Source organism: Bacillus sp. MSP13 (assembly GCF_000815295.1).
GTDB lineage: Bacteria > Bacillota > Bacilli > Bacillales > Bacillaceae > Bacillus > Bacillus vallismortis.
In genome coordinates, this window is the sequence record NZ_JXAQ01000018.1 from 1 (window position 1) to 18021 (window position 18021).

General features: G+C 37.5%; 17 protein-coding genes, 6 tRNA genes and 7 pseudogenes. 7 read left to right on the forward strand and 23 right to left on the reverse strand.

Features of this window, described 5'->3' with window-relative positions:
* Positions 1-80 precede the first annotated feature (80 nt).
* The 5 genes from SC79_RS19350 to SC79_RS19370 all read right to left on the reverse strand — a co-directional run bounded on the left by SC79_RS19350 (position 81) and on the right by SC79_RS19370 (position 1344).
* Positions 81-156 (reverse strand) — tRNA-Ala (locus tag SC79_RS19350).
* A 7-nt stretch (positions 157-163) separates the two neighbouring features.
* Positions 164-240: transfer RNA gene (locus SC79_RS19355), tRNA-Pro, on the reverse strand.
* Positions 241-262: 22 nt separating this feature from the next.
* A tRNA-Arg gene (locus SC79_RS19360) sits at positions 263-339 on the reverse strand.
* A 37-nt stretch (positions 340-376) separates the two neighbouring features.
* Positions 377-451: transfer RNA gene (locus SC79_RS19365), tRNA-Gly, on the reverse strand.
* 521 nt (positions 452-972) lie between these two features.
* Positions 973-1344: a MerR family transcriptional regulator gene (locus SC79_RS19370; protein ID WP_039076486.1), complete on the reverse strand. Its 372-nt coding sequence runs from the start codon at positions 1342-1344 to the stop codon at positions 973-975.
* 98 nt (positions 1345-1442) lie between these two features.
* On the opposite strand from SC79_RS19370, the gene SC79_RS19375 reads away from it, so the two are divergent.
* Together SC79_RS19375 and SC79_RS19380 are read left to right on the forward strand one after the other, a co-directional pair.
* A complete protein-coding gene (locus SC79_RS19375; protein WP_039076471.1) occupies positions 1443-1835 on the forward strand; it encodes a carboxymuconolactone decarboxylase family protein in 393 nt (130 codons plus the stop codon).
* A gap of 169 nt (positions 1836-2004) precedes the next feature.
* Positions 2005-2214: pseudogene (locus tag SC79_RS19380) on the forward strand (YolD-like family protein); the annotation flags it as partial.
* 29 nt (positions 2215-2243) lie between these two features.
* On the opposite strand, the gene SC79_RS21195 reads toward SC79_RS19380, so the two are convergent.
* Positions 2244-2396, reverse strand: a complete 153-nt coding sequence (locus SC79_RS21195) for a hypothetical protein (protein WP_180298653.1) — start codon at positions 2394-2396, stop codon at positions 2244-2246.
* Positions 2386-3503 (reverse strand): annotated as a pseudogene (locus SC79_RS19385) (response regulator aspartate phosphatase). Before SC79_RS19385 ends, SC79_RS21195 begins: the two are co-directional and overlap by 11 nt.
* A 212-nt stretch (positions 3504-3715) precedes the next feature.
* Here SC79_RS19385 and SC79_RS19390 point away from each other — a divergent pair.
* Together SC79_RS19390 and SC79_RS19400 are read left to right on the forward strand one after the other, a co-directional pair.
* Positions 3716-5429, forward strand: a pseudogene (locus SC79_RS19390) (ribonuclease YeeF family protein).
* A gap of 66 nt (positions 5430-5495) precedes the next feature.
* Positions 5496-5711, forward strand: coding sequence for a hypothetical protein (locus SC79_RS19400; RefSeq protein ID WP_231559227.1), 216 nt, complete (start codon positions 5496-5498; stop codon positions 5709-5711).
* A 126-nt stretch (positions 5712-5837) separates the two neighbouring features.
* Here SC79_RS19400 and SC79_RS19405 read toward each other — a convergent pair whose 3' ends face one another.
* On the reverse strand, positions 5838-6161 hold the full coding sequence (locus tag SC79_RS19405; protein ID WP_039076474.1) for a hypothetical protein: 324 nt from the start codon (positions 6159-6161) through the stop codon (positions 5838-5840).
* A gap of 159 nt (positions 6162-6320) precedes the next feature.
* On the opposite strand from SC79_RS19405, the gene SC79_RS19410 reads away from it, so the two are divergent.
* Positions 6321-6968 (forward strand): hypothetical protein, encoded by a 648-nt coding sequence (locus SC79_RS19410; RefSeq protein WP_039076475.1) that lies wholly within the window; start codon positions 6321-6323, stop codon positions 6966-6968.
* A 99-nt stretch (positions 6969-7067) separates the two neighbouring features.
* Here the strand turns inward: SC79_RS19410 and SC79_RS19415 are convergent, their stop codons facing one another.
* The 10 genes and pseudogenes from SC79_RS19415 to SC79_RS21200 form a co-directional block, all read right to left on the reverse strand.
* On the reverse strand, positions 7068-8042 hold the full coding sequence (locus tag SC79_RS19415; RefSeq protein ID WP_039076476.1) for a LysM peptidoglycan-binding domain-containing protein: 975 nt from the start codon (positions 8040-8042) through the stop codon (positions 7068-7070).
* Between the two features lie 43 nt (positions 8043-8085).
* Complete coding sequence (locus tag SC79_RS19420) at positions 8086-8508, reverse strand: phage holin family protein (protein ID WP_039076477.1); 423 nt, start codon at positions 8506-8508, stop codon at positions 8086-8088.
* 42 nt (positions 8509-8550) lie between these two features.
* Positions 8551-9195, reverse strand: a pseudogene (locus SC79_RS19425) (phage portal protein); the annotation flags it as partial.
* A pseudogene (locus SC79_RS21710) lies at positions 9194-9690 on the reverse strand (phage terminase small subunit-related protein); the annotation flags it as partial. The pseudogenes SC79_RS19425 and SC79_RS21710, both read right to left, overlap by 2 nt.
* A complete protein-coding gene (locus SC79_RS19435) occupies positions 9690-10562 on the reverse strand; it encodes a hypothetical protein (protein WP_052245645.1) in 873 nt (290 codons plus the stop codon). The pseudogene SC79_RS21710 and the gene SC79_RS19435, both read right to left, overlap by 1 nt.
* Before the next feature lie 77 nt (positions 10563-10639).
* Positions 10640-10876 (reverse strand): hypothetical protein, encoded by a 237-nt coding sequence (locus tag SC79_RS19440; RefSeq protein WP_039076478.1) that lies wholly within the window; start codon positions 10874-10876, stop codon positions 10640-10642.
* 67 nt (positions 10877-10943) lie between these two features.
* Positions 10944-11192: pseudogene (locus tag SC79_RS21480) on the reverse strand (hypothetical protein).
* A gap of 138 nt (positions 11193-11330) precedes the next feature.
* Positions 11331-12607: pseudogene (locus SC79_RS19445) on the reverse strand (site-specific DNA-methyltransferase).
* A gap of 55 nt (positions 12608-12662) precedes the next feature.
* Positions 12663-13148, reverse strand: a complete 486-nt coding sequence (locus tag SC79_RS19450; protein ID WP_039076479.1) for a hypothetical protein — start codon at positions 13146-13148, stop codon at positions 12663-12665.
* Positions 13149-13349: 201 nt separating this feature from the next.
* Positions 13350-13517, reverse strand: coding sequence for a hypothetical protein (locus tag SC79_RS21200; RefSeq protein WP_039076480.1), 168 nt, complete (start codon positions 13515-13517; stop codon positions 13350-13352).
* 918 nt (positions 13518-14435) lie between these two features.
* Here SC79_RS21200 and SC79_RS19465 point away from each other — a divergent pair.
* Positions 14436-15056, forward strand: coding sequence for a hypothetical protein (locus SC79_RS19465; RefSeq protein WP_039076482.1), 621 nt, complete (start codon positions 14436-14438; stop codon positions 15054-15056).
* Positions 15057-15334: 278 nt separating this feature from the next.
* On the opposite strand, the gene SC79_RS19470 is transcribed toward SC79_RS19465, so the two are convergent.
* The 3 genes from SC79_RS19470 to SC79_RS19480 form a co-directional block, all read right to left on the reverse strand.
* Positions 15335-15718, reverse strand: coding sequence for an ArpU family phage packaging/lysis transcriptional regulator (locus SC79_RS19470; protein ID WP_039076483.1), 384 nt, complete (start codon positions 15716-15718; stop codon positions 15335-15337).
* Positions 15719-15807: 89 nt separating this feature from the next.
* Positions 15808-16965 carry a helix-turn-helix domain-containing protein gene (locus tag SC79_RS19475; RefSeq protein ID WP_039076484.1) on the reverse strand — a complete coding sequence of 386 codons (1158 nt, stop codon included), beginning with the start codon at positions 16963-16965 and terminating at the stop codon, positions 15808-15810.
* A 32-nt stretch (positions 16966-16997) separates the two neighbouring features.
* Entirely contained in the window at positions 16998-17318 is a 321-nt protein-coding gene (locus tag SC79_RS19480; RefSeq protein ID WP_039076485.1) for a DUF5986 family protein, read from the reverse strand.
* Positions 17319-17356: 38 nt separating this feature from the next.
* Between SC79_RS19480 and SC79_RS19485 the strand changes: the two genes are divergently transcribed.
* On the forward strand, positions 17357-17725 hold the full coding sequence (locus SC79_RS19485) for a tyrosine-type recombinase/integrase (protein ID WP_231559229.1): 369 nt from the start codon (positions 17357-17359) through the stop codon (positions 17723-17725).
* Positions 17726-17830: 105 nt separating this feature from the next.
* Here the strand turns inward: SC79_RS19485 and SC79_RS19490 are convergent.
* Together SC79_RS19490 and SC79_RS19495 are read right to left on the reverse strand one after the other, a co-directional pair.
* Positions 17831-17903 (reverse strand) — tRNA-Thr (locus tag SC79_RS19490).
* A 2-nt stretch (positions 17904-17905) separates the two neighbouring features.
* Positions 17906-17980: transfer RNA gene (locus tag SC79_RS19495), tRNA-Asn, on the reverse strand.
* Positions 17981-18021: the final 41 nt, after the last annotated feature.

The window sequence follows — 18021 nt, forward strand, 5'->3', positions numbered from 1 at the left end:
GTTTAGTTGCTTTGTTAAAGCAACTTTATTAGTATATAACGTTACTTCTTCAAAGTCAACAACTTTTTTAAAAAAACATTTGGTGGAGCCTAGCGGGATCGAACCGCTGACCTCCTGCGTGCAAAGCAGGCGCTCTCCCAGCTGAGCTAAGGCCCCATTGAAATGGTCGGGAAGACAGGATTCGAACCTGCGACCCCATGGTCCCAAACCATGTGCTCTACCAAGCTGAGCTACTTCCCGATTGTCTATTCCATTAAAAGAGTGGCGCGCCCGAGAGGAGTCGAACCCCTAACCTTTTGATCCGTAGTCAAACGCTCTATCCAATTGAGCTACGGGCGCAACAAGTGCATTTTAAAATATCCCGTTGGGATAAAAATGGAGCGGAAGACGGGATTCGAACCCGCGACCCCCACCTTGGCAAGGTGGTGTTCTACCACTGAACTACTTCCGCATATCGCAATAAAAAAAGCTTTCTCTTTTTTGAGAAACCTTGATAATAATACCCTAATAAAGCTTCCAAGCGGGCTCGAACCGCTGACCTCTTCCTTACCATGGAAGAGCATCTTGAAAGTTTAAATCCGGTTTCTTAGAACAAAAGTAATTATAGCAGGGTTTTGATAAATGTCAATACAGTTTAAACAAATTTAGAAAGGTGGCGAATAATCATGTTTGCCACCTTTCTGCCACCCAAGGTGGCGGACACTGAAATTAAAACTGACACTAATACATTAGAATTGAAAATAAGTGCAAAATAAAAAAAACATCTATTATATGATGACTTTTCATTTACAACCTTCATTAATCTTCTTAGTACTCCTTCTTCCCAAGTTACATATCCTTTTCTTTTCAGAGCATCTAATAGCTCATTCATTTTACTCGGTGAGTTTTACCCTCAAGCAATTCAAAGCCTGTTCTTAAAGTTCTTCATCCGGCCCTTCAGGACATTCTTTGTCTTTATATAATAGCAAAGTTTCATTTATGTTCCTCCAATAACTTGTAGTAATCAATCTTTGCTTCTATCTTCGTTAAGTTATCCTTTAACCCTTCAATTTCTTCAAGAACATTCTTTTGATGCATTTCTAACAATTCCAGTCGTTTTTTTACCGTAGACTCCCCTTGGCTTCTCAGATCAGAAAACCGTATCATGTCCGTAATTGACATCCCAGTTGTTCGTAAACGGATTAAAAAATTGATCCAAGACATATCAGACTCCGTATACTTTCGATAACCGTTTTCATCCCGTCTCACTTCACGAAGCAACCCTATTTTTTCGTAGTAGCGTAAAGTGTAGACGGAGAGTTTAGTCATATTTGAAATTTGTTGAATCGTATAAAGTTTTTCCATATAAATCATTTTAGCACAAAAAAAGTATTGCTTTAGAGTGCACTCTAAAGTGTAGCATTCAATTCGAAAGATCAACTAATCTAAAAGGAGAGAATGAAATGAACAACGATCGGTATCAGCGAGGTTGGCAAAAACTTATGGAAGTAGATGGAGAGGGCGGACAACGTGTAATTGATTCACTTAAAGACATTGCTCCTGATCTCGGAAAATACGTAGTGGAATTTGCTTTTGGAGATGTATATCAGAGAGAAGGACTTGACCTAAAGCAACGACAATTAATTACAATTGCAGCACTCACTACACAAGGTGGCTGTGAACCGCAACTACATGTTCATATAAATGCAGCACTCAATGTTGGGCTTTCACCAGATGAGATAGTAGAATCAATAATTCACTGTACGCCTTATACCGGCTTTCCAAGAGTGCTTAATTCAATCTTTGTAGCAAAACGAATTTTTGAAGAGCATAACATTCAAACGATATCCACTTAAAAAATTAGAAGCTTTCCCGTTTCGACGCCAGGGGAACCCTGGCGTTTTATTACTATGCTTTGCTTTATCTGAGCAAATATTCATTTCACTATGGAGAGTCTGATCACTGTTAATATACGTTTCCGTTTTGCACAATACCTAATATCATTGTTTATATCTCGATGAATATCAACTCGAAGAAATGGCACGGGTTATTTTTGAAGCAATGGAGAACAATACGGCTCTAACCATTAGTTTTTATAGAAATGGTTTCATTGAAGAGGTAATCGGACATGTTCATTACATAAATGCTATTAAGCAACAGTTACATGTGAAGGATTTAAAAGGGGATACTAATTTTATCGCATTTGATTCTCTTGTTTTTGCAGAAACAAAATAACCCTCTCTAAACGAGAGGGACACTGCAAGTTATGTTTGTAATCTTGCAGCCAATTGCATTTCTTCTTTTTTAGTGTTAGATAAATCTGTATGCACTTGTAAACTGCCTCCAATAAAAGCGATTAACCCGGCCACAATAACTATGGAGGAAACAGACAAACCGATTTGCTTTTTAATATTCATACAAGCAATCACCTCGCTGAATTTGAAGTTGCGCCTCAACCATCTGATCATAATACATTGTAGCATTTTCATAGTCTTTTGACTCTTTGAAGTAATTAGCCGTAAGAAGTGTCAATTCTTCTACATATGAAAACATATGAATATTTCTTAGTTTATCTAATATTTTGGAGAGTGCTTTCTCATTAACACCTTCGACGTATAATGCTTTCAAATACTCATTCAACAATACAAAAAGATGATCTTCATATTCTTTCGATAACTCTAAACCCTTTTGTAAGATTATGCTTGCCTCATCCTTTTTCTGTTTGAACAAAACAATAGCCAATGAATACAAACAGTGAGGGAGTGTCCGGGACTTTATTTCTTCACCAACAGCAATAGATTCTTTTAAATACTCTTCAGCTATATCAGCTTGGTCCATATAGTGGTGACTCTCGCCTAAATTGTAAAGTGCTGAAGTAATTAGCCTTTTATGACCTAATTCTTTAGCCAACTTTAAAGCTTCTTCAAGATGCTGTAACCCTTTTTCGTAATGTTTAAAGTCGAGATAGTTCCCAACAACGACGAATAGACTTTGAATTTTACGGACTTTGTATAGTGGATGCTGATCATAAACTTCAAGTGCTTTCAATATATGATGCATAGAGACGTGCGTTTGTTTCATGTTGTAATATGCTTCAGCTACTTTAAAATGAAATTCCGCCTGCTCAATTTCATCCTTTACAGCATAAAGTTCTTTTTCTGCTTTACGATAAAAGTTTATTGCCTCTACATATTCTTTATGATCAAATTCATACATACCGCGGAAAAATAACGAGTAATACTTCAGGAGTCCAGTTAGTTTTTTTGTGGAGTTTCAATCTTTTCTATACTCGGTCGTGACGTCCTATACCTTTTCTCCGGTTCTAAGTAATCGAGCATCAACTGATGACGAAAACACATAAGAGAATAATATATCAGTAAATCCTGGTCCTCTTCCATTTTTTTAATTTCCTGTTCAACTTCAACTTTCAAAATTTCAGCATCCGGAACACTGAATTGACGAATCATTTTATACCAGTCGTTGATTTTAACGCCTACATGTGACGATGGCAAAACCAAATCCATGGCTTAACCTCCCTCTTCATCCTTTTTATGTAATATTTTATCATTTTCCATATAATGCTTGTCCGCAAAAAAACCGCAAACTTTTGCTTCGGTTCATTTCGTTCAATTACTCATCTTCCAAACAAAAGGGTTTATTGTATTTCTCACTCATTTTATATGGTAAAATTTTGTTAGTTGTTGAATCACAAAGCTTAACAAGAAAGGATATGAGCATGAAGGTATTTGAAGCTAAATCATTGCTTTCTGAAGCTGAAAACCGTGCAAAGGAATACAAAGATACAAGGAATCAAATGGTCAAACTAAAGAAAGCCTTCAAATCAGTGGCTGATCTTGATGACAGTGATTTTTCAGGTAAAGGTGCCAATAACATAAAGGCATTTTATGAAGATCAAGCAGGGATCGCTGACCAGTGGATTGATTTGATAGATATGAAAATCTCATTTCTCACAAGTATCTCTGGCGTTTTAGAAGAAGCCAGCTTAAACGGCGCTTACATAGAAGAATCATTTCTAGAGCATGAGCTGGTTAATGCCTATACTAAATCAAAATCCATCATGTCAGAGCAGAAAAAAGCAATGAGAGACATTCTAAATGACATCAACGACATACTACCACTAGATTTATTCTCCACAGAAACTTTTAAAGACGAACTCTCTTCAGCAGACAACAAACGTACCAAGACCATTAAAAAAATTCATGAAGTCGATGAAAATTTAACATCTGAATATGCGCTCTCAGAAGCAAATGAACAAATGATTCAGGCTGATTACCAAGCACTCATGAACGCTACAGCAAAAGGCAAAAGCGCCTCCCCAATCCACTATAATGCAAAAGCTTATAGAGACAGTGAAATTCATAAGATGACCGAGGATGTAAAAAAACAATCTACTGATTATATTTCCTTCAAAGATCAGCAGGCCGAACAAAGAAGAATTGCGAAAGAACAAGAAGAACTCGCAAATAGGCCCTGGTATGAAAAGACCTGGGATGTCGTTTGTAATTTTGGGGGAAGTCTCCGGATATTATGATTATAAGAGAGCTGCTGATGGAGTTGATCCTGTTACTGGCGAAAAATTGACAGAGGGCCAACGTGTAGCAGCTGGAGCGATGGCTGCGGCAGGTTATGTCCCGATTGTGGGGTGGGCTGGAAAATTAGCAAAAGGCGGAAAGGCTGTCTACTCAACGAGCAAGGCCATCTATAGAGCAGACAAAGCGCTTGATATCTATAAAACACCTAAGACATTCCTTGCCCTTCAAAACTCCAGTAAAGGACTCTACGGTCTTGCGTCAGCGAATGGTTTTAGTGAAGCAATAACCGGCCGAGATATGTTTGGGAATAAGATTTCTGAGGAGAGACGTGAAAACAGCTTTAATAGTGCTCTAGCTGCTCTCGGTCCCGTAGGAGCAATCGGGACGGGAAAAGTATTGAAAGCAAGCGCAGGAGCCGGAAAATCCTCAAATCTCTATCGTGGAGATAAAGATTTATATTCCACCAAAGCAGCTAACGGATTAGGAAAATCACATATTGATCCGGACACCGGAAATCTTGTGCCAATAAATAAAGAAGGAATGTATAAAGGTAGACAAGTCACAGTGACAGAACATATTTTAGGCGGATTTAGAGGAGCTCAAAAGTCTAATAGTCCGTACACCAGTTTCACGATGAATAAAAATGTAATCACTAATTACGGTGATAATTCTATTGAATTAAATCTGCCGGCTTTGCGAAAGGCCATCCAGTCAGGAGAAGTAAAAGAAGTAGCTATTTTATCCCCAAAAAAAATTGAACGTCTAATAAAGAATGATAAGCATTCAGATTATTGGAAGAAAAGAGCTCTTAGTTGGACAAAAAGAGATACTGAATATTTAATAAGAGGCGAGATACCAAGCGAGTATTTCAAACTTCAATCAAAGGAGGGAAAATAAGTGTTCCTTTACTATAAAGATGAAAAGTTAGGCGAAATTCACGACGTTAGCGGAGAAGGTATGTGGATGTACGGTATACTCAGCCCATATGAAAACATCGAGATCTTTCGAGACCTATTTAATGACCTTATTGACGAAGATGGTGACTTCGATGAAACGAAATACGACGAAGAATGGTTAGAAGATGAAAATTGGTACATCCTTGACGAGAACAACAGCAAACGAGGAATCATTGTTCCTGCAGTTTACCCTGACGGAGCTATTAACTGGAGATGGACATAAAACAAGGGTTTTCTCCGAATTGCGTTATCGTTTTTTATCCACAAAGGCGCTCTTTCATGGGATAAAGAAAAGAAAATATGGATTATTTAAAGCCCGCCTTATGAGACGGGCTTTTTTATGAGGATATTATCTTTCCTCAATAGGATTGTGTTTTGTTGCTTTCAACCCTGTTATAACTTTTTTGATGATCCTTAGTAATACATACACCATCAGAACGGCGATTAAATAATTAACAACATTAAACTCTGTCTTAATGAATTCTGTTGGAGTAAATAACAAAAACCTATTTCCTACAAACCCATCATAGCTACGATAAATCACAAATTGAATAGGGAAACCGAGAGCATACCCCAATTCTGAAACCTTCTCATAGGGTATTACAAAAATCGAAATAAGTGGAACTAGAAAGCTTATCAAACCTAACTTGTATTTTTTCAATCGGTTTTTCATGCAATCACTCCCTTCCCCTTATATGTTACCCGGCAATTATAACATATCCAAATAAATAAATTTATTGAAAAATATAAATCTTTTGGTTTTTTATGGATTTCAGGACTTTCATATGTTTTAATTGGTTTGTAAGAACTAAATTGAATGGAGGTTGAAAGTATGAAAAGGATTTTAGTCTTAGTCATTGCCCTTGGCTTGGCTTTGGTTCCTTTTGCTTCAGCCAACGCAGAATCCACAACAAAAGAGATTGCTGAAACAAGGAACCAAGTGGAAGAATTACAAAAGGACCTTGGTTTTGAATTAGTGGATGTCTCAAGCGAAGAATTTTCAAGTGTATCTAAAAAGGATTTTTTGAAGTTTGATTCAGTTCAGGATTTTGAAGAGTTTATTAAAAATGCTCAACAACCACAAGAGTTTGAAAAGGCCATTAATGTTAGTGAAGGTACTACCTTAATAAAACCACAAATAAATGACTCACATGTTATCAATTGGTGGGCGCCTTTTACAGGTTGGGGTATGACAGGGATGGCTTGCTGGAAAAATATCGCGTTTAATTACCAATATAAATTTGTAAATAAGAAGCCTCAGTTCACTAAAGTGTCAGGTATTAACTCTTATGTTACTGGCCTTAACGTAGCTTGGTGGAAACAAACTGGAAAGAGCTATAACATTACTAAAACCAAAACAACTAATGATACTGCAAAAATTAAGGTTGTAGGGGCTATGGTTCTCGGTGTAGACATTAAAGGGTTTACGATTGGAGCTAAAATCGGACAAACTTGGAACGGTAGTTTGCGTTTATATTAAAAGCAAAAAGGGGTTATTGATACCCCTTTTTATTTTATTCTCTTTCCGTAATTAAGTGCATACATAGAGACGCTTAAAAGTCTTTGGTCAGAAGGCTTTTTATTTCAATTTCTCCTCAATTTTCTCTTTAGTCTTAGGACCATAAATGCCATCAGCAGTCAGGCCACTTACTGACTGGAACCGTTTGACTGCATTTGCGGTTTTCGGTCCATATACGCCATCAATGCCATTATTCTTTGCCCCTTTATCCGGGTAGAAATAAAGAGCAGCCAGAGCATTTTGAACTTGTCTGACATTCGTTCCTTTCGTCATCGGACTTGTCACTTTAATAATTACGGAAGGGAGCGGGTATGATGTCTTTTTGCTGCTTGTTTTAGTGCTGCTGGATGAACTGGATCCTTTCAGTTTCAATTTTTGGCCAACTGTAATTTTATTCGGGTCTTTAATGTTATTCCAGCTCTGAAGATTTGCTACACTCACCCCGTGCTCTTTTGCAATTGCGGAAAGAGTATCACCTTTTTTAACTGTATATATTGTTCCGGATCCTGAAGAACCACCTGAAGCAGCTGAGGTTTTACCACCGATTTTGCTTAATTCATCAGCAATAGCGGCTTTTACTTCATCCCATCTACCCTCTGACAAAATCCGGTGAGGACAGTATTTCCCGTTCCAGTCCTGATGTTTGCGGACTCGATCAACACCCCATCCACGTTCTTTAAGCAGCTGCGCCACAAACTTGATAGCCAACTTTTCAGCAGCATAGTATTTAGCGCCTCCTGACTTGCTGTAACAAATTTCAACGCCTATAGACTTACGGTTCCCGGTGCCGTATGTGCCATCCCCTGTGTGCCTTGCATTGCGATCTGTTGGAATGCCCTGCCGCACCTCTTTGTCATCTACTGCAAAATGAAAGCTTGTTGAATTTGTGTTGTTGATCATGTAACTGATCTCATTGGCAGCTGATGCGTCATTGGCTGTATTGTGGATTGTAATGTATTCCGCTGTCATTGGGTTCGAGCATTTCAAACCGTATTTAACTTTTGATACCAGATTCTTTTTCACTGTGATTGTCATGCGTGTTCTCTCCTTTATTTTTGATATAGAAAAAGCCGCCGGGTTATCCAGCAGCCTGTTCGTCTTTTTCGTTTGTTTGTTCGTTGTCATTTTCGATTACGTGAAGTCGGTCAGTGATGGCCGCCGGAATCTTAACGCCGATCTGTGCCAGATTCTCCGTAATGGAAAGCCCCTCATTGGCGATATAAAAAAGAACGGTTCCAAATGTCAGGACACCGTTCAGATTGAGGATTGTATCTATGATATTTGCCACAATGACCACCGAAAAACTAAGCATCTTCCGGACATAACCAAACCATGCGCTCCGGCTCCGCAACTTCTTAAATTTCCAAGCCTTGATGACGCCTGTTATCACATCAAGAATGCTGAGAACAAGCAGTAAATCAAGATATTTCACACCTCCGAACAGGTACACCCTCGCTAAATCTAACGTATCAAAGTTAATAAACACACTCGTTTCCTCCATTTCTTTATCACCTCCTTAGAGGCAAAAAAAGACGGTCCGACTTTAAGAGACGGCCGTCCCTCTTACTGAAAAGTTTCCATTTGTTAACGCTGTGAGCTCCATCATGATTTCTTTAAAACCGGTAATGTCAAAAGACCAGGCTTCCGATCTTCCTTTTGTGCTAGTGGCATACGTTCCGTCATCCACTTTCTGCCCTCTCAGGGCTCTTTTTGTTCCCGATAAGGATTTACCCCAGAATTTCAATTCACTTGTCTCAGCTGTCCCATAAACCTCAATGAGCAACGTTTTAAATGATCCAACAGTGAACGGAGTACCATCCCCAATCTCTTCTGTTTTATCGTGAAAAATAACATCTATCGTTTTTGCTTGAGTGTCTAATGAGCCGAGATTCAAGCCTTCAGTCTGAACTTTTAAGCGGCCATCATCGGTTAAGCCGCTCTTATCTATTTGCATAATGAGCGGAGCAGCTGTCGCTTTAATCGGAACAGCTTGTTTAATATTTATATCCTCTTCTCCAGCACCCAGCGACTGATAAAGTACGAAATCAGACTGTTGCAGATTACCGTTTGCATATCTGAAACGGAAATATCGTTGTGTTAAGTGGATCCATTCAGTCTCACCAAGTGTCCCTGCCTTAACCACTAAGGAAGATACTGTGGTCCATGTATTCTGATCGTTACTTTCTTCGGCTTATTCTTTGCATCATGCGCCGCTCTCGAAGACTCAACTCCCTTATGTTATATCAATTTGATAGAGCGGGTCTGTTTCGATTTGGCCAAACAGCTCTTTTTCTGTATCATCCATGAAATCAAATAAGATTGATTCATACTCGCCAGTACGCACAGAGTTTTTATTTCCTTTGGGGGCTGCGCCGCCTTTATTCCCTTTGGCGTTTTGGTTGCCAGGCGGCGCCTTCCCTCTTTTGTTTCCTTTATTTCCTTTTGCATTTTTATTACCTTTTGGAGCACCAACGGGATTAGTAACGTTACCATTGGATTGATCATTTTGTTTAGTAACGTTACCATTCAATTTTTCTTCCCAATGATCTTGGTTTTTCCACTTGCGAATAAGTGAAGGGGAGCAACCGAGCTCCTCAGCTATATCTTTTAGTAAGCGGGTTCCGCCGCTTTCTTGCCACAGACGGAACGCTTCATCTCGTTTAGGATCTCGTGGTCTTGGCATTACATCATCACCCACCCCCAAAGCATGAATTGAGTTTTGAGTTTGTTTTCAAAAATTAAAAAGCACTTCAAATGAAGTGCTTCGATAGAATTCCAAAAGTCAGTTACATCACTAAGTTCAACCTCTTTATTGGAGAAAAATTGAACTATAGATTGTCCTTCCTTCTCTTCAAAATAATAATAAATAATTTTAGTGATGCCTTCATTATTATTGATCATATCAATTAGATGTGAATCATTGTTTGGCGAAAGTCCTATTATCGTTAGGGTTCCTGAACAAGTTTTAAGTTTTTCAAAGGGATAATCCTCTTCAAATTTCAAAGTTCTATCTTTTAATTTTAATATAATTGCTTCATATAAATAACACAGAGGTGATGGTTCGTTTTTGAAGCGGCTAATTTCTTCAAGTTTTTTAGGATTCCTATCAATTTCTTCAACGTATTTATCAATTAATTTATTTGCTGATGGATTCATGGTACCGGAAAATTCTTTTAAAGAGCCAGAATATGTTGTAAGTGCAGTTGAATATAAATGATCATAGCCCTCTATAATTACATAGTTATCAATGGGTCTATCAGATAGTTTATTTCTAAAACCATCTTTGTCATAAATATCACTAATAATATGAAAAGCACCATGTAAATAGCTGACTTTGATTCCTGTAAGCAATTCGATATTCTTATCGTAATTTGTGGTGAACACTTCACTGAACTGACTAAACCAGCTCTTCAAAGAGTCAGGATATAATTCATATAAGGAATTAATTTTACCACTGTTAAATATTGAATCAATAAAAAAACATCTCAACTGCTGTTGATAATAAAACTTATTGGGATTATTAATCTTATGATAATTACAAAATAAATGATGCAAGAAAAAATAATCCTCAAATCCTATTTGATAATATCGCAGTTTACCTTTATGGAATCTATAGCGCGATATGAATTCACTCAGTTCTTTTTTTCTATATCCGTAACAGCTAGATGATTTAGCTTCCCCTTAAAAACTTTTGAGCTTAACTTATATAATTGTTCAAAATACAATTTAGTTTCTTTAGGATATACCTCTTCCGGAAAATTACCAATATCAATATTATTAATAGCTCTATCAATAATGCTCTTATTTGAATATTCATTACCACCAAATTGAATGTTTATGCCATTGCCTACTAAAACATGATTATTCAACTTAATCACCCCACACTAAATAAATATACTAAAGTGTGGAAAAAGTACAGCATAGTTAACAGTCAAGTTAAATTTCTTCATCTTTCTGAAGCTCTATATCAAGCTCTATGAGCTTTTTCAAATCGTCCACAGTATTCACCTTGATATGCCCACTTTGGAAGTCTTTGACCCACTGGGCGATACCTGCTTGAATGATTTTACGGTATTTCTCTTTTGATTGACTGATGTTCTATAACAACTCGGCACTATGCAGGAGAAGGAGATTTTCTTTTTCATCGTCAGAAAAGGAACATACGTTTCTATTTTCTATTGCCATACTCCCTGTCCTCCATTACAATATGAGATGAGAGCGTGATGTTTTCCCACAACGCGGCCGCGTCTTGATCACGCTCTTTGACAGGGAGTTTCTCTCTGTTTAGAAAGGGAGGGTGTTAGCAGCACCCTCTTTTTTTATTTATAAAGAACTGATAAGCACTGGCTCTTTTCCAGTGGCTTCTTGAAAACGCATTTTAATGACATCATAAAATAGGGGTCCAATTCGAGCAAACGACATTCTCTATCTGTTTGTTCGCAAGTCATAAGCGTTGACCCGCTCCCTCCAAAGAAATCCAGGACAATATCACCTTTTTTACTGCTATTGGCTATCGGGATATTTATCAATTCCAACGGTTTCTGTGTCGGATGAACATACTTAGAGACATCGCCCCTAGAAATTTCCCATACGGTTTCTGGTACCTGATCCTCAGCTAAATCCGACCTCCAGACAGTTGTCTGTTTACGATCGCCATACCAATGTGGTGAACACCCTTCTTTGAAAGCATAGAAAACGGGCTCGTGCATGAAACGATATTGACTCCACCCAAATGTCGGTGAATTCTTTACCCAAATACACTGACACCGAATATCAATACCCGCATTTCTCATTTCATTTTCAAAGGCCCGTTGATAAGAAGATGGGTGGAATACATAAATAGCTGCTCGCTCATTCATCACGGACGAGTAGTTTTGAAAAACACTTCTCAAGAACCTATCAAACCGCTCGACATCCATCTCATCATTCAAAATAGATGCGTGGCCAGCTTCATTTAATTTCTTACTATCACTTTTGATAGCCACATTATATGGAGGATCAGTCACAACCAAATCGGCTTTATGCCCCTCCATTAATCTCTCAACATCTTCAGGCTTAGTCGCATCACCACATACTAAAGTGTGGCGGCCAAGCCTCCAGATATCACCGTACTTAGTCTCAGGCTCACGAATATTATCCAGTGCATCGTGGATGTCGAAATCATCCTCTTCCACTACTGTGATTCCTGTATCTATATTTAGATTAGATAGCAATTCCTCATACTCTTCTTCTGTGAAACCAGTAAGACTTAGATCGAAGTCATTTTCTTTTAGCTCCGCAAGAACTTGTTCGAGTTTAGATTCATCCCAATCGTCGCCGATCTTATTTAATGCAATGTTAAGAGCCTTCTCTTTATCCTCATCTAAGGAGACAACGGAGACGGTGATATCTTTTGGCCTTTCCTCCATTAGAATCTTGTATCGCTGGTGACCTCCAACAAGATTGCCGGTCTTTTCATTCCAGATAAGTGGATCAATGTAACCGAATTGTTCTATGGATTTTTTCAGAGCATCATATTCCGGATCGCCTGGCTGAAGATCAATACGAGGGTTGTATACAGCGAGGTTAATCTTTTCTACTGGTATAGTTCTAATATCCATGATGTTTCGCCTCCAATAAAAAAACACCTTATACACTAAGGTGTCTAATGCTTGTTTATACTCTTCTTCTAAAATGTCTTTTATCTGGCATTTCTTCTAAACACTCTTGTAATAATCTTTTATAACCGGTCAATTTTTTTAGTCTCTTTGAATATACAAAAGATAACACAAACCAAATTAGTCCCGCAGTATAAAAAACCAATATGATAATTGTTCCAGCAGCACTTCCTTCGTCACTTTCTGTCAGACTGAGCGCTGTTGCTCGACCGAGACCATAATTTAATGTACTTCCTAAAATAAAAGATAGAATTGCAAAAAAAGCTGTAGTAAAGTGACTTGTAGCTTTTTTATTATCGATCATATCTTCCAGCCTGCCCAAGAGCATTTGAATTTGCTTTCTATCATGACGCTTTTTGATTTCTTCTCTAAATGCAATTTGATCAGAGAAGCTTTTTTTGTGTATGTTTTTTTCAATTAGTTGCAAATAAATCTCTGCGTCTTTGATATCACCAAATTCAATTATTTCTTTAGTTTCACTCATAAAAAATCGCCTCCTAAAACTATATCGGAGACACTTTTTCAATATTTAGGAATCTAAGTATGATTCTGTTTTGTTGGATTGGCGCATACTCCCTTTAATGAAGCCATTCCGATTTCCTCCCTCATTTTGTTTTTGTGCTCCTATCCCTATCCAAAGCACCGGCAGCCATACTCCCGATACATGACGGCTGTTCCCATCATTTCACTTTCTCCGGATCCGGCCGCCTACACGTCTGAAGGTGTCACGTTTCGTTCCCATGATTTCTTCCCAATCCCGCCTCGTCAAAGGTTCTTCTGCCTTTGTGGAGCGACTCAACACTTTTTTAAGCTCTTGTTTCGTGTCAGCAGATAAAACGTCTCTCATTTTCATCTTTCATTACTCCTTGCCGAATAAGCACCGCCTTACGCTATTCGCTTTTATTTATATGTAGCCCGCCGATTTCCCCCAGGAGGTAAGCAAAGAAAATGGAGAGCCAGTTTAAGACTTCCCTTGCAAGCGGGATCTCACCGCTTGCGTTCCCCGTGACTATCGCGCGCAATACTGCATAGACTCCAGCCGCTCCTCCTGTGAAGCTAACGACCTTCATAGTCATTCGATACATCCGAGTGCACACTTGATAAAGGAAAGGTGCGTCTCCTGGTTTGGCCATAAAAAAACGGCCACTAATCAGCTGTACAAATTCACTCGTACAAAAGATCAGCGTCCGTAGGTATCTCCTTTTTGGACTGTTATTCACGTTCGTTTTCTTGTCTCTATCGTATGACAAAACGCAATCAAAAAAAGTACCCATTTTATCCCCCATTTTGTCGGCTTTTTGTCGGGTTTTTATCGAATATTTCGTGTGAATCAAATTGATCCTGTAACAAAAAAATACGTTCTTCTGAAGTTACACCATAGTTTTTAAAATTTCTAAGGGAAAAGGCATCACAATTAGGTCAATATAATGGAACGAAAAAAGCAGGCCTTTTAGGCCTGCTTAATCTGACTTAGATTTCTTTTGTTTTAATTTTATAAATCCCATGAACACTATGTATATAACCACAATAATAATATATAAAGGTTCATTTTTTATAACAATATTATTTAAGATTATAACTAGAAACATGAGTAAAGTCGTTATCCACCATATAGACTCATATTTTTTTTGACTCACACTAACCCCTCACTATTCTATAGAGAAATATGCATTTTTCAAAATCAATTATTACACATTTTTTTCTATGGAATCAAGTGGTAAAAAGGTGTATAATATGCAAGTATGATAAATTAAGTTAAAAGGAGGATGATATGAGTTTTATTCTTAAGTACAAAAGTAATATCATTTTAACAGTTGTTTCAATATTTTTATTTTCTATCCTTGGAACAACAGCAGTTGAAGCAGTAGAACCAAAAGACGACTCATTGGTTCGAAATTCTAGCCTCGAAAAAGAATTTCCAAATTTATTATCAAATCAAAAAGCACTATATGCGATTGAGGACATTCCTGAGTCAGTAATTAATCAAGGTTCTGAAGCTATTTTAGATTGGTTCAGAAACAATATTGATGACAAAACAATAGTCAAGGATCTTAACACCGCAGTTGCTCGGACTGAACAATCGGACACGCAGTTCACAACTCTAGGAGTTATTTCTTGTACGGCTGCCGTGGGAACCGCAATTGCAGGGTTGGTTTTTTATCCTGCAAAACTTCTTAAAGTTAAAAAAGGATTAAGTGCCTTAGGTGGAGCAAAAACCTTTGTTACTAAAACATATCAATATTATAACTACTATAAGAAAAAATATAGAAGCAAAAGAACTGCTTGGGATAAAGCAGTCGCCAAAGCAGCAAAGAAAGCAAGTCCTCAAGTGAAAGATGCAATACTGGACTTCTTTGGTATTACAGCAATTGTTGGCGCTTGTATTGAATAGCTCCAATAATAAAAGCAGACACAAATGCCTGCTTTTATTTATAATTATATGATTTTTGATACTTAGATGGCACAAAACCCCTGCATCGATACTCTATTAGTATCCTCTTCATCTTCTTCCTCCTCAAGACTTGTATACTGTCTTCCACATCATCGAGATTATGTTCTGTGTTAACTTCTTTCAAACTCCTTTTGTTACCTCAGCAACAACATTTCTCTAACCAACTCCTTAGTGATTTTTAGAACTGCTGGGCATATTTAAAGAATTAAAAACAGCCCTCAGATTATTCCGAGCGCTGTCGCGATGTTGTATATAGCCTGTCTTTTCACCTGATAGAACTTATCTCTTTTGAGACCCAGTTCAATCATGATTTCCAGATCCTTTATTTTTTGCGATGACAAATATTTCTTTTCTATGATGCTGTATTCGTCTTGGTCAAGGCAGTGCTTTAGCGCCCTATCCATCTGCTTGAACTTCAGCTCATTATATTCGGTGCTTTCCCGTAGCTGCGGAAACAGCCCAATAACTCCCTTTTCCCTTTGCTCTACCCTATTCTCCGTTTGGATTTTTAATGCTCTGTATGTTTTAAGCTCTTTAATAACAATGTTTCGCACTTCTTTTTCACTTACTTCTGGGATGAATGATAATTGTTTAACTAACAATTTAATTCCTCCTATTTGAAATAAAAGACACCAATCAATACAAATTGTATTGATTGGTGTCCGGGTTTCTCCTCTTAAGACATCAAGCTTTATTTTTTCAAATCCTCAATGCTTATTATACGCACATTCTCAGTCTCGGTTTTTAAGTATCCTTCTTCCAAACCTAAAAGAAGCTCAACCTCTTCTCTGAGTAAACTTAATTCATAATCTTTAGAGAGTTTTTGTAAAAACTCTTTACCATTTAATACTTCATTTTCAATTAGTAGTTCAACCGCTTGTCTAATAGCAACTGGTTCTTCTAAATTTTTAGTATCATCAAAAGGCTCATTAATTCGCCAATTATATCGGCTAATTTGTCTCTGTAAATATTGATATTGATTAGGAGTGATGACACCTAGTCGATGGGCTCTGACTATCATTGCACTTATAGAAACACACCATTTTTTCTTTAAGTGTTTATAATAATTTATGTCAGTTGGATGTAGTGAAACATCCTTAAAGAATGCATCCATGGGTAACAAGAAAGCAGAAGCAAATTCGTTAGCTTCCTCTTCTATTTTCTTGAATTCTTCCTTGGAAATTTCATCGGTGTTCAACTCAGGATCATGTAAAATTTTATGTGCCAATTCATGAGCTGCGGTAAACTGCCTTCGATAGAATGATCTCTTATCATTACCTAATACAATTGTGTAGTATTCCTTATCTCCAATAATTTGATTACTACCAAATGCATCAATACTATTTATTCTTGTATTAATTGACGTTACTACAAACCCATTTTCCTCTAACAGACCTACCATATTTCTTATGGGTTCATTACCAAGCCCCCAATGCTCTCTCACTTTCATAGCTACTTCTTCTATATTGTAAGGGATGCGATAATCGAACTCCGGTAAATTAAGTTCAGGAAAGTCAATAAATTCTTCCATAAAGTGTCGTATCACAGTGAGATACTTTACTCGATCATTTTGCATTTCTCTCTCTTTTTTTCCAGTAGAAAGTAATGATTTAAAATAAGTGTTCCCAGTCTTTACATCTATACCCTCTTGATAAAAATAATCTTTCGGAAACTTTAATACATCAATCAACTTAAGTACACTCTCGAAAGGGGGTGATGATTTTCCGTTTTCATATTTTGAGATCATTTGTTTACTAACATCCAATTTATCCGCCAAATCAGTAATAGTTAATCCTCTGTATATTCTCCCTTCCCTTAATCTTCTTCCGTTAAATTTAGTATTTATCATGAAATTATACCCTCCACTTTAACAGGAAAGTACTAACTATCCTTTTTATGTTTTTTCTCGGTGTTTTTAAGATTAGGTAACTTCTTCTTGTCCTGAATTTTCTTTTGAATTGCTGGTTTTAAGACAGGAATAGTTTTATTAATGCTATCAGTTCCATTTTTAGAGTTATAAATTTGCTCATCAACTTTAGGTTCTTCATAAGCAGGATTAATGAAGGAACTCCAATCTTCTTTATAAACCAATCTGAATTCGGAGGAAAACAAGTTAGCTTCTACTTTCACAGCTTTCCCTTTTTCTTCTTTTAAAGTCACAAAAACTACTTGATCAACCTCCGTATAATCCTCACCCAACAATTGTATAGCCTCAAAGTATAATGCAAGAAGCAGTAATTTTGCTACGAGAAATCAAGAAAAATAAATTACTGTTGGGTGAATTGTGGAGAGGAACAGATAAGCTTTTGTTATTTGGTGGGGACATGGGGCAACCTCAGTATCCTACCTCACCTAATACTTGGTGGCAGAGATTCACTAAGAGGCACAATATCAAGCCAGGACGTCTTCATGATATGAGACACTCACACGCAACAATGTTAATAAATCAAATTGGGAAAGTACCTGGATTAAATATTAAAGCTATTTCTCAGAGGCTTGGCCATGCTAACGTCCAAACCACAATGAATATTTACACTCACGCTAATCGTGAATCAGATATTTTAGTCGCTGATGCAATCAATAATATATTAAAAACGGGGACATTTTAGAGAAATTCTCTAATTTGCCACCCGTATGACACCCACATATTTTAGACAAAAAAATAACAGTTCCATATCTCACGGAAACTGCATAAGATCAACGTATTTTAGATAAGCTTCCAAGCGGGCTCGAACCGCTGACCTCTTCCTTACCATGGAAGTGCTCTACCTGCTGAGCTATGGAAGCAATGGCTCCGCAGGTAGGACTCGAACCTACGACCGATCGGTTAACAGCCGATAGCTCTACCACTGAGCTACTGCGGAATAATATAAGCTTCATAAACAAACATGGTAGAAATAATAAA

What these genes read in the sequence shown, in the direction of transcription:
- SC79_RS19370 (WP_039076486.1), bottom strand. Translation starts at nt 1,344, where the DNA reads ATGGAAAAACTTTATACGATTCAACAAATTTCAAATATGACTAAACTC.
- SC79_RS19375 (WP_039076471.1), top strand. Translation starts at nt 1,443, where the DNA reads ATGAACAACGATCGGTATCAGCGAGGTTGGCAAAAACTTATGGAAGTA.
- SC79_RS21195 (WP_180298653.1), bottom strand. Translation starts at nt 2,396, where the DNA reads ATGAATATTAAAAAGCAAATCGGTTTGTCTGTTTCCTCCATAGTTATT.
- SC79_RS19400 (WP_231559227.1), top strand. Translation starts at nt 5,496, where the DNA reads ATGTACGGTATACTCAGCCCATATGAAAACATCGAGATCTTTCGAGAC.
- SC79_RS19405 (WP_039076474.1), bottom strand. Translation starts at nt 6,161, where the DNA reads ATGAAAAACCGATTGAAAAAATACAAGTTAGGTTTGATAAGCTTTCTA.
- SC79_RS19410 (WP_039076475.1), top strand. Translation starts at nt 6,321, where the DNA reads ATGAAAAGGATTTTAGTCTTAGTCATTGCCCTTGGCTTGGCTTTGGTT.
- SC79_RS19415 (WP_039076476.1), bottom strand. Translation starts at nt 8,042, where the DNA reads ATGACAATCACAGTGAAAAAGAATCTGGTATCAAAAGTTAAATACGGT.
- SC79_RS19420 (WP_039076477.1), bottom strand. Translation starts at nt 8,508, where the DNA reads ATGGAGGAAACGAGTGTGTTTATTAACTTTGATACGTTAGATTTAGCG.
- SC79_RS19450 (WP_039076479.1), bottom strand. Translation starts at nt 13,148, where the DNA reads ATGAGTGAAACTAAAGAAATAATTGAATTTGGTGATATCAAAGACGCA.
- SC79_RS21200 (WP_039076480.1), bottom strand. Translation starts at nt 13,517, where the DNA reads ATGAAAATGAGAGACGTTTTATCTGCTGACACGAAACAAGAGCTTAAA.
- SC79_RS19465 (WP_039076482.1), top strand. Translation starts at nt 14,436, where the DNA reads ATGAGTTTTATTCTTAAGTACAAAAGTAATATCATTTTAACAGTTGTT.
- SC79_RS19475 (WP_039076484.1), bottom strand. Translation starts at nt 16,965, where the DNA reads ATGATAAATACTAAATTTAACGGAAGAAGATTAAGGGAAGGGAGAATA.